Origin of the sequence: Microcystis wesenbergii FACHB-1317, assembly GCF_014696875.1 — a bacterium.
Classification (GTDB): domain Bacteria; phylum Cyanobacteriota; class Cyanobacteriia; order Cyanobacteriales; family Microcystaceae; genus Microcystis; species Microcystis wesenbergii_A.
Window position 1 is genome coordinate 21210 of sequence record NZ_JACJQV010000134.1, and the last position, 7870, is coordinate 29079.

6 protein-coding genes and 2 pseudogenes are annotated in these 7870 nt (G+C 36.8%); all 8 read right to left on the reverse strand.

The window, feature by feature from the left end; all coding sequences use genetic code 11:
• Positions 1-18: 18 nt before the first annotated feature.
• Positions 19-183, reverse strand: a pseudogene (locus H6F92_RS11715) (NAD-dependent epimerase/dehydratase family protein); the annotation flags it as partial.
• Positions 184-2409, reverse strand: a complete 2226-nt coding sequence (locus tag H6F92_RS11720; protein WP_190357969.1) for a hypothetical protein — start codon at positions 2407-2409, stop codon at positions 184-186.
• A gap of 10 nt (positions 2410-2419) precedes the next feature.
• Positions 2420-3484, reverse strand: a complete 1065-nt coding sequence (locus H6F92_RS11725; protein ID WP_190357970.1) for an NAD-dependent epimerase/dehydratase family protein — start codon at positions 3482-3484, stop codon at positions 2420-2422.
• 58 nt (positions 3485-3542) lie between these two features.
• Positions 3543-4232 (reverse strand): class I SAM-dependent methyltransferase, encoded by a 690-nt coding sequence (locus tag H6F92_RS11730; RefSeq protein ID WP_004162582.1) that lies wholly within the window; start codon positions 4230-4232, stop codon positions 3543-3545.
• Positions 4233-4257: 25 nt separating this feature from the next.
• Entirely contained in the window at positions 4258-5532 is a 1275-nt protein-coding gene (locus H6F92_RS11735) for a glycosyltransferase (RefSeq protein WP_190357971.1), read from the reverse strand.
• Between the two features lie 191 nt (positions 5533-5723).
• Positions 5724-6791: an NAD-dependent epimerase/dehydratase family protein gene (locus H6F92_RS11740; protein ID WP_190357972.1), complete on the reverse strand. Its 1068-nt coding sequence runs from the start codon at positions 6789-6791 to the stop codon at positions 5724-5726.
• Between the two features lie 70 nt (positions 6792-6861).
• Positions 6862-7641 (reverse strand): pantothenate kinase, encoded by a 780-nt coding sequence (locus H6F92_RS11745; RefSeq protein WP_190357973.1) that lies wholly within the window; start codon positions 7639-7641, stop codon positions 6862-6864.
• Between the two features lie 61 nt (positions 7642-7702).
• A pseudogene (locus H6F92_RS11750) lies at positions 7703-7870 on the reverse strand (IS630-like element ISMae27 family transposase); the annotation flags it as partial.

Sequence of the window (7870 nt, forward strand, 5' to 3'; positions counted from 1 at the left end):
TATTTCCAGAATTTTTCTTTAAAAAATACCTTTTAATTCCTTCTCGTGATTATAAATCCAATCAAAAATATCTTGGATTAATTTGCTACCATCTCGCTGAGGCTGCCATCCAGTTATAGAACTGATTTTGCGAGAATCAGTCATAAAAATTGGCATATCTCTGGTGCGATTTTCGGGAAAAGATTATGAACCGGTGTCAACTTCCCAAAAAGGTGTTACTTTTATTTCTGGGGAGAATAGCAGAGGATTACTGACAGAAAAGCTAAAAGACTTAACTTGTGGTGGTAATTTTCCTTGAAAAAATGCCATTAATTCCTGATCATTTCTTGGTAGGTGACTAAGGATAACTCCATTAGCTGAATTATCTTGAACAAAGCGAAAATTGGCTTGAGTTCCATCGAGATAATTAACTTTAATTATCACGGGAGGGATTCTAAATATTTTTTTGATTATTTTACCAAACCAAGAATATTCAAATTTAACTTGAACACGAGTAATCCCACTATTACGAGTAGGTAATTCATAGACTTGATCCCAAGTAATATTAGTAGTCTCTCCTAAAGGTGTTGGACTGCAACGACTGACTTTTTGTCTTTCTAGAAGATAAAAGTTGGTTTTGATTGCGGGGACTTGGAAGGGCGAATTTACCGAGTCAAGTTGATAATTACAAACCACATAGGAAAAGGCTTTAGGTTCATCAAAAAAAGGATGTCTGCCATCAATAGCTTGAAAGTGATAAATCAGATAATCTCTGGGAGATTGAGATAAGCTTTGATAATTTAGTTCATCCAGTTTTTCTGTATAAGCAGAATAGGATTGAATAATCGGCCTCGGTTTCCAATTAAGCTGATTGCCCGGAATCAGTGAAAATTCCCAGGGAATTATATCAATAGTTTTGCTTTGCACTTTTTCCAGCACAGAATCGGGTATTTTGGTAGCGGTAGCAATGACTTGTAAATTTTGAGTTGTACTTCTTTCACCTCGCATTTCTAATTCTCTGGGATTAAGGATAGAGGAAATGACAACCCCAATATTATTAACCACTCTATCGGGACTGAAATTACTCCACTGGCGAGCATTTTCCAATATAGTCCAATTAGGACTAGAGGTGATAATAATACATCCCAAAAAAATTATTCCCCAAGCACAATAAGCAATTTTCTTCAACCGAGATTTTTTAATAATTGTTGTATAAAGAGAAGCTGAGACAATAACCACAAGTGTAAAAACAACAACGTGAGCATCTTGCCTAACAAATCCATGCTTAAATGATAAAAATATAGGAAAAATATAGGCAATAGCGAGACTAGGGTTTTGGTCTATAATTGCCAGCGACATTAAAAGCAAACTTAAGGCAAAACAGAGCAAAGCAATTAGTAAACGCGGGTAATTTCCTACAATACTCATCGCACTGGAATAACCAGAAGAAAATGCCCAAGAATTGCTCAAATATTCCATTAGAGAGGGAAAATTATCTAGATTAATTGTTTGGATAAGAAGTAACCCATAAAGACCATAAAATACTAACAAAGGTAACAAGTTAAGTAAGTGATTCTGGTTAAATAGAAGATAGATTTTGCCTTTGATCCCCCTTGCCTCCCTTAATACGGGGGGTGCTGATAGGTGGGTATATCTGACGATAAACCAGAGAGCCAAAGCCACTCCTCCAGCAATGCAAAGATTAACTATAATGTGAATAAAGGCTCGGTTAGAGGCAGCTGGATAGAGAAAAATAAAGGCAATGGAAGGAATGGTTAAAGTTAAGTTGATACTGGCGATAACATTTTTTATAACTATCGATGGTGACTTCTGAAAATATCCCCGAACAATATTAACAAATATGTAGATAAACAGGCTGCCTGCTAGATAAATTCCTAAAGTTAGTTTCGTGAGTATAGAGAACCCAGTGATCATGCCAATAGCTATAGCTAAATAATTGATGTACTTTTGAAAAAAGTTATCAAAAGACATGAGTATCAGGAGGATAAGTGTCATCTGATAATCAACAGTAAAGCCGATACTGTTGTAGGGATTTCCTACTAGGGTAGCAAAAATAATTGACAGCACAAAAACTATCTGATTGCTATAGCTTTTAATAAATAATAATCTGAGAATAACTACTGCTAATAGACAAAGGTGTATCAACCAGCGAAAATAGATAATTTGGGAAAAGTTGTGATTTAAAGATGTGCCATGAACCAGATAGCCTAGGGGTCCATAGGTGAAGATAATATCTTGTCCAAAAATTAACTGTTTATGGGCAGCATCACTAATAGCAAAAGCCCAAGAAGCATCTAAACCAATTTCTAGCCAATCAATAATAGGCAAATTTGCCAGAAAAAAGTAGGCAGTAATGATAATTAGTATTCCTTTGACGACTACAGGTGATTTGAAAGATTTTTTCTGCATAATTGTTCAGTTAAAAAATACCTTTTAATTCCTTTTCGTGATTATAAATCCAATCAAAAATATCTTGGATTAATTTTCTACCGTCTCGCTGGGGTTGCCATGCAGTTATAGAACTGATTTTGCGAGAATCAGTGATAAAAATTGGCATATCTCCGGTGCGATTTTCGGGAATTGCCTCAATCATTATACTATTGCCCGTGATTTCCTGACATAGTTTTGTGGTTTCATAAAGGGACAAGGAAAAATCTTGCCCACCACCCACATTAAAAGTCTGCCCTTTGAATTGTTCTAAATTAGCAATCTGAATATCGATTAAATCGAGTAAATCAGCTACATGAAGAAAATCTCTAACCTGTTTCCCTGTACCCCCATAACCGATATATTTTAAGGACTTCTGAAAGTAATGATTAGCCACCCAAAGGGCAAAAACTCCCTGATCAACTTTTCCCATCTGCCAAGGACCAGTTAAAACTCCACAGCGATTAATTAAAGTTCTTAATCCGTAGGCATCCCCATATTCATTAATAATCAATTCCGATGCTAACTTAGTGGAACCGTAGAGAGAACGGGGCAAATCTAAGGGAAATTGTTCCGCGATACCAAAAGCAGAAACCCCAGGTAAATTTTGCTGTTCAGATAACTGAAAACGAGTATCTGTTTCTGTATAGTTTAATTGATTAAGATAGGCAATAGGATAAACTCTGCTGGTGGAGAGAAAAATAAAATCGGCTTGGGTTTGTCTAGCTAATTCTAAACAGTTAATTGTTCCAATTAAGTTAGTTTGCAAAACGTAGCCTGGGGAAGTATAACCAGCTAAAACGGAAGGTTCTGCCGAACATTCTAGGATTAAATCCACTGGCAAAGCGGATGCTTCTAAGTCTTCCGCATTTCTGACATCTCCATGAACAAACTCAATTCCCGCCTGTTTGATACGGGGAATATTTAATTCAGAACCGCGACGTTTTAAGTTATCTAAGGCGATAATTTTCCAATCGGGATAACGTTGGGCTAATCCTAAACCTAAAGAACTACCCACAAAACCCGCACCGCCAGTAATTAACACTTGCCTAGTCATAATTGTACAATCTTGATTAGTATTTATAGGTTACTTTGAATCACTGTATTGTCAGTAATTATCTAGGTTTGGTGGCTTTGACAAATAGCTGCCCACCCAAGAAATTCCAGAAAATAGGAAATTTTAAATAAATTTTGAGTAAGGTGGGTGAAGCGGGTCTTCCTTTCGTAGAAAATGGTAGAAAACGAGGAATTAAAGTATCGATTCTAAAACCAATTGTTTCCAATAACTCCTTTAAAGAAAGGTGAGTTATAGGTAGTTTATGATCGATAAAATCATAGTATTCTTTATAAGAATACTTAAAATTAGGTTGAATCACTAGAAGTGATCCGCCCGGAGTTAAAATGTCATAACAAAATCCCAAAACTTCGATTAATTCTTCCGCACTATTTAAATGCTCGAAAAAGTTGGAGATGAAAATTTTATCAAATCTGATATCAAGTTTTTGCTGCTCATTAATACTGAGAATATTGAGATTCAAGACCGTTACATCAGGATTAGCAAAAACTTTTGCATCAGGATTAAGATCGATTAAGTATTTATTTTTAGACCGAATTTGGTTAATAAATTCGCAGTAACCTCCACCAATATCTAAAACTGTATCATTGACAGTAACATGATTTTGTAAAAAATTATCAACCAAAACTTTCCAAAGAGCTAATTTTGCTTTTCTTTCTTGAGGATTAAAGCGACTTTCGTAAAGTCTCTTTAAGTATTCCATTTGTCGGGTTACTTGCTCGTCTAACATGGTTTTAACCTCTAAATTTATTTGGTTACTTTTGTCTAGTTTTTTGGACAGGTTTGCGCTTATAGTCGCCTCGAGAAAGGTGTTTTTCTAACCAGATAGAGAGAACTATAAATAAATAACGACTGCCCATTTCCTTGAGTTTTAACTTGGAAACCCCCGTGGTACGATTGCGCCAAGTGATGGGAATTGTCGTATAGGAATATCCTCGCACGATTGCTTTTAAGGGCATCTCTACTGTTAAGTTAAAATGGTGAGATAGTAGAGGTGAGATTCCTTCGATAACCTCCTTACGATAGATTTTAAAGGCGTTAGTGGTATCATTAAATTTTAGCCCAAATAAAACTTGAATGAAGAGATTAGCCAAACGATTAACGAATAACTTGTGCATGGGATAATCAATAACTTTTCCTCCTTTGATAAAACGGGAACCAAAAACGCAATCGTAGCCTTCTTGGAGTTTATAATAATAGTCCACCATGTTATCGGGAGAGTCGGAATTATCTGCCATTACTACTGCCACTGCATCCCCGCTAAAATTTTCTAATCCACAGCGTACCGCAAAACCAAAACCGTTGGGATAATAGTTATTGATGTAGCGAATCCGAGGATTTTCTTGGTTGATTTTTTGCAGAACCGCTTCGGTGTTATCTTTGCTATTGTCATTAACAACTAGGATTTCATAATCAATTTTATCCCGTTCTAAACGTTCGGATATTAAGTGAGTTGTGCTTTCGATGCAATCTTCTTCGTTGTAAGCAGGAATAACTATTGATAGGGTTTTTACTGCATAGTTATCCCTTGATTGACGTGGGTGAGAGTAACCGTCCATCTCGAAAGCTGGTGCTAATCCTTCGGGATAGTACATTTCTGTCTCATTAGTCTTATTCTTGGGTTTAAAAATTAGGCTATCACTGGCAACATAGTTAATACTGGCCCCCACTAAAACCCCAATCATTGTGTTAACTCCGGGGCTAATTTTTAACCAGTTTAAGAAGGGAAATATAAAAAAAACTCGCAGTAAAACTGCTAAACCTGCCGAGAGATGATAGAGAGGAAGTTGTATCAAAATCACATCTCTGATTGTCCAATCTCCTCCAGTCCACACCCAGATTCTATAGATAAAAAAACTAGCAATTAAAGATATTTCTATCGAAATGACATTAGCAACATTCTTCAAAAATGGTGTATTAAATCCCAAGTCATCAATGAACCAATAAATTAAGAATAAGTTGATTAGAAATGCGATTCCTCCAGCAATGAGAAATCGGAAGATTTTATTGTTGTAGATTTTAGTTAACATAATGGTATCTTAAAACATGATCTGGTTTAGTTTTTCTAGGTCAATATTGCGATTAATAACATTATTAATGTCCTCTGGTTAACTAATTGACAGAGTCCCTCAATTACTAGCAGTATATTTGGCTAAAAATCACTTTTGTAACGAGGGAAAACTAGCAGATAAAAATTGACCAGAATAATTCTTGATTTACCCTAAGTCCAACGGCTAACGTTTTGACTAAAAATCTCTTTGAGAATATCTGTTACTGTGTAGGTTAACTGCCAATCAGGATAATGATTTTTAAACTTACTCACATCAGAAATCCACCAGATATGATCACCAATGCGATTAGTCTCTACATACTGCCAGTTTAACTTTTTATCCGCAATCGCTTCACATTCTTGAATAGCTTCTAACATGGAACAATTACTAAAGCGACTACCACCGATATTATAAACTTCTGCTACTCGCGGAGTCTGATAAAAATGATAGAAAGCATTGACCAGATCGTAACTATGAATATTATCCCGTACCTGCTTACCCTTATACCCATAAATACTGTATTCTTTGCCAATCATCGTACATTTCATTAAGTAGGATAAAAACCCGTGTAATTGGGTTCCCGAATGACTGGGACCGGTTAAACAACCGCCACGAAAAGAGGCAGTTTTCATCTCAAAATAACGCCCGTATTCCTGTACTAACACATCCGCTGCCACTTTCGAGGCACCAAACAGAGAATGTTTACAAGCATCAATACTCATCAACTCGTCAATACCTTGAGCAAAATAGGGATGATTTTCCAAGATTTCCCAACGTAATTCTTTTTCTACTAAAGGTAATTCATTCGGTCTATCCCCGTAAACTTTATTGGTGGAACAGAAAATAAATACTGCTTGGGGACAGTGTTGACGAGTATTTTCTAATAATACTAAAGTTCCGTTAGCATTGACACTAAAATCCATATAGGGATCCTTAGCTGCCCAATCGTGGGAAGGTTGCGCCGCCGTATGGATAATTAAGGATATATCATGACTATAGGTTTTAAAGATAGCTGAAATAGCTTCATGATCGCGAATATCCACAGCATGGTGAATGTATTTATCCCCGTAATCTTGGGATAATTTGGCTCGATTCCACTCCGTTGAAGCGTCTTCACCAAAAAATACCTGACGCATATTATTATCGATACCGACGACGGTATAACCCTTGTCACAAAAAAACCTCACTGATTCGGAACCGATTAAACCAGCAGAACCGGTTACTACAACGATCGCCATAACTTTATCCTGAATTTTTTGCCTAGTTGTTGAGAAATTTCCCAAGTTGAGAAAACTTTCTCCGACTTTACTAGATATGTTCGCCTTTGTCAATTAAACAGGAGGAGATTCCCTTAACTGCGGCAATTCCCTGAAAAATGATCGTCTCATCTACTAGGAGCGATTTAATGGCGTTTTCTTGCCAGTAATCCCTAATTAAGTCCCTATCTCCCCCTGTTAAAATTATCCTGCTCTCTGGATATAAATTTAACCATTCCAGACTGAATTTTTCTATTCCCGCCAAAATTGTATAGATTATCCCACTTCTTATCCCTTCTGCTGTTTCTTTTGCCCACATCTGCGGTAATCTTTCCGGTAAGGACACCTCTGGTAAGGCTGCCGTCCGTTCCCTTAAACTGGCTAATTGCACCTTTAACCCGGGTACAATTGCTCCCCCCACTAGCTTTTTATCCCTATCCACTCCCGTAAAAGTTAAAGCTGTTCCCGCATCGATGACTAAACAGGGAAATCCGTATTTTTTTCCCGCACCTAAGACAGCTAAAGCTCGATCGATGCCGAATGTTGGATATAAATTCAGTAAAGGAATATCTTTTAAAGTAATTATCCGTAAATTGCCATAATTTGCCCATAATTCCCTTTGGCTAGGAACCACAGAAGCGACCACTAATGCACATTTGCATTTATTTGTCAAGAGTTTAGGGAAAATTTGTTGCAAAAATTCATCACCTAGGGGTTCTCTCAGGTGGGGAGTATCGAGACAAGCTAACAGGGTTTGACCGCGAAAATACCCCCAATGTAGGCGAGAATTGCCGATCATCAACCCTATCCAGTCAGTATCTTGCTCAGTCATTTAGTTAGTGGGAAGTATTTTCAGTGAACAGTGAACAGTAATCAGTAATCATACCAAATTTCTAAATTCCTGACAGACATAGAGCTTCTAAAATCCAAGACCAACCCGTTAAATAACCGATAGTGTCATTGGATAAACGATTTAAAAGAGCATCGAGTTTATCTCTTAAAGCATCAAGAGATTCAAAAGTTTCCCATGCCAGAAAATTTTTCAGGTACAGCCAAACTCT

Coding starts and splice junctions, on each gene's coding strand:
- H6F92_RS11720 (WP_190357969.1), bottom strand. CDS start 2,409: ATGCAGAAAAAATCTTTCAAATCACCTGTAGTCGTCAAAGGAATACTA.
- H6F92_RS11725 (WP_190357970.1), bottom strand. CDS start 3,484: ATGACTAGGCAAGTGTTAATTACTGGCGGTGCGGGTTTTGTGGGTAGT.
- H6F92_RS11735 (WP_190357971.1), bottom strand. CDS start 5,532: ATGTTAACTAAAATCTACAACAATAAAATCTTCCGATTTCTCATTGCT.
- H6F92_RS11745 (WP_190357973.1), bottom strand. CDS start 7,641: ATGACTGAGCAAGATACTGACTGGATAGGGTTGATGATCGGCAATTCT.
- H6F92_RS11730 (WP_004162582.1), bottom strand. CDS start 4,232: ATGTTAGACGAGCAAGTAACCCGACAAATGGAATACTTAAAGAGACTT.
- H6F92_RS11740 (WP_190357972.1), bottom strand. CDS start 6,791: ATGGCGATCGTTGTAGTAACCGGTTCTGCTGGTTTAATCGGTTCCGAA.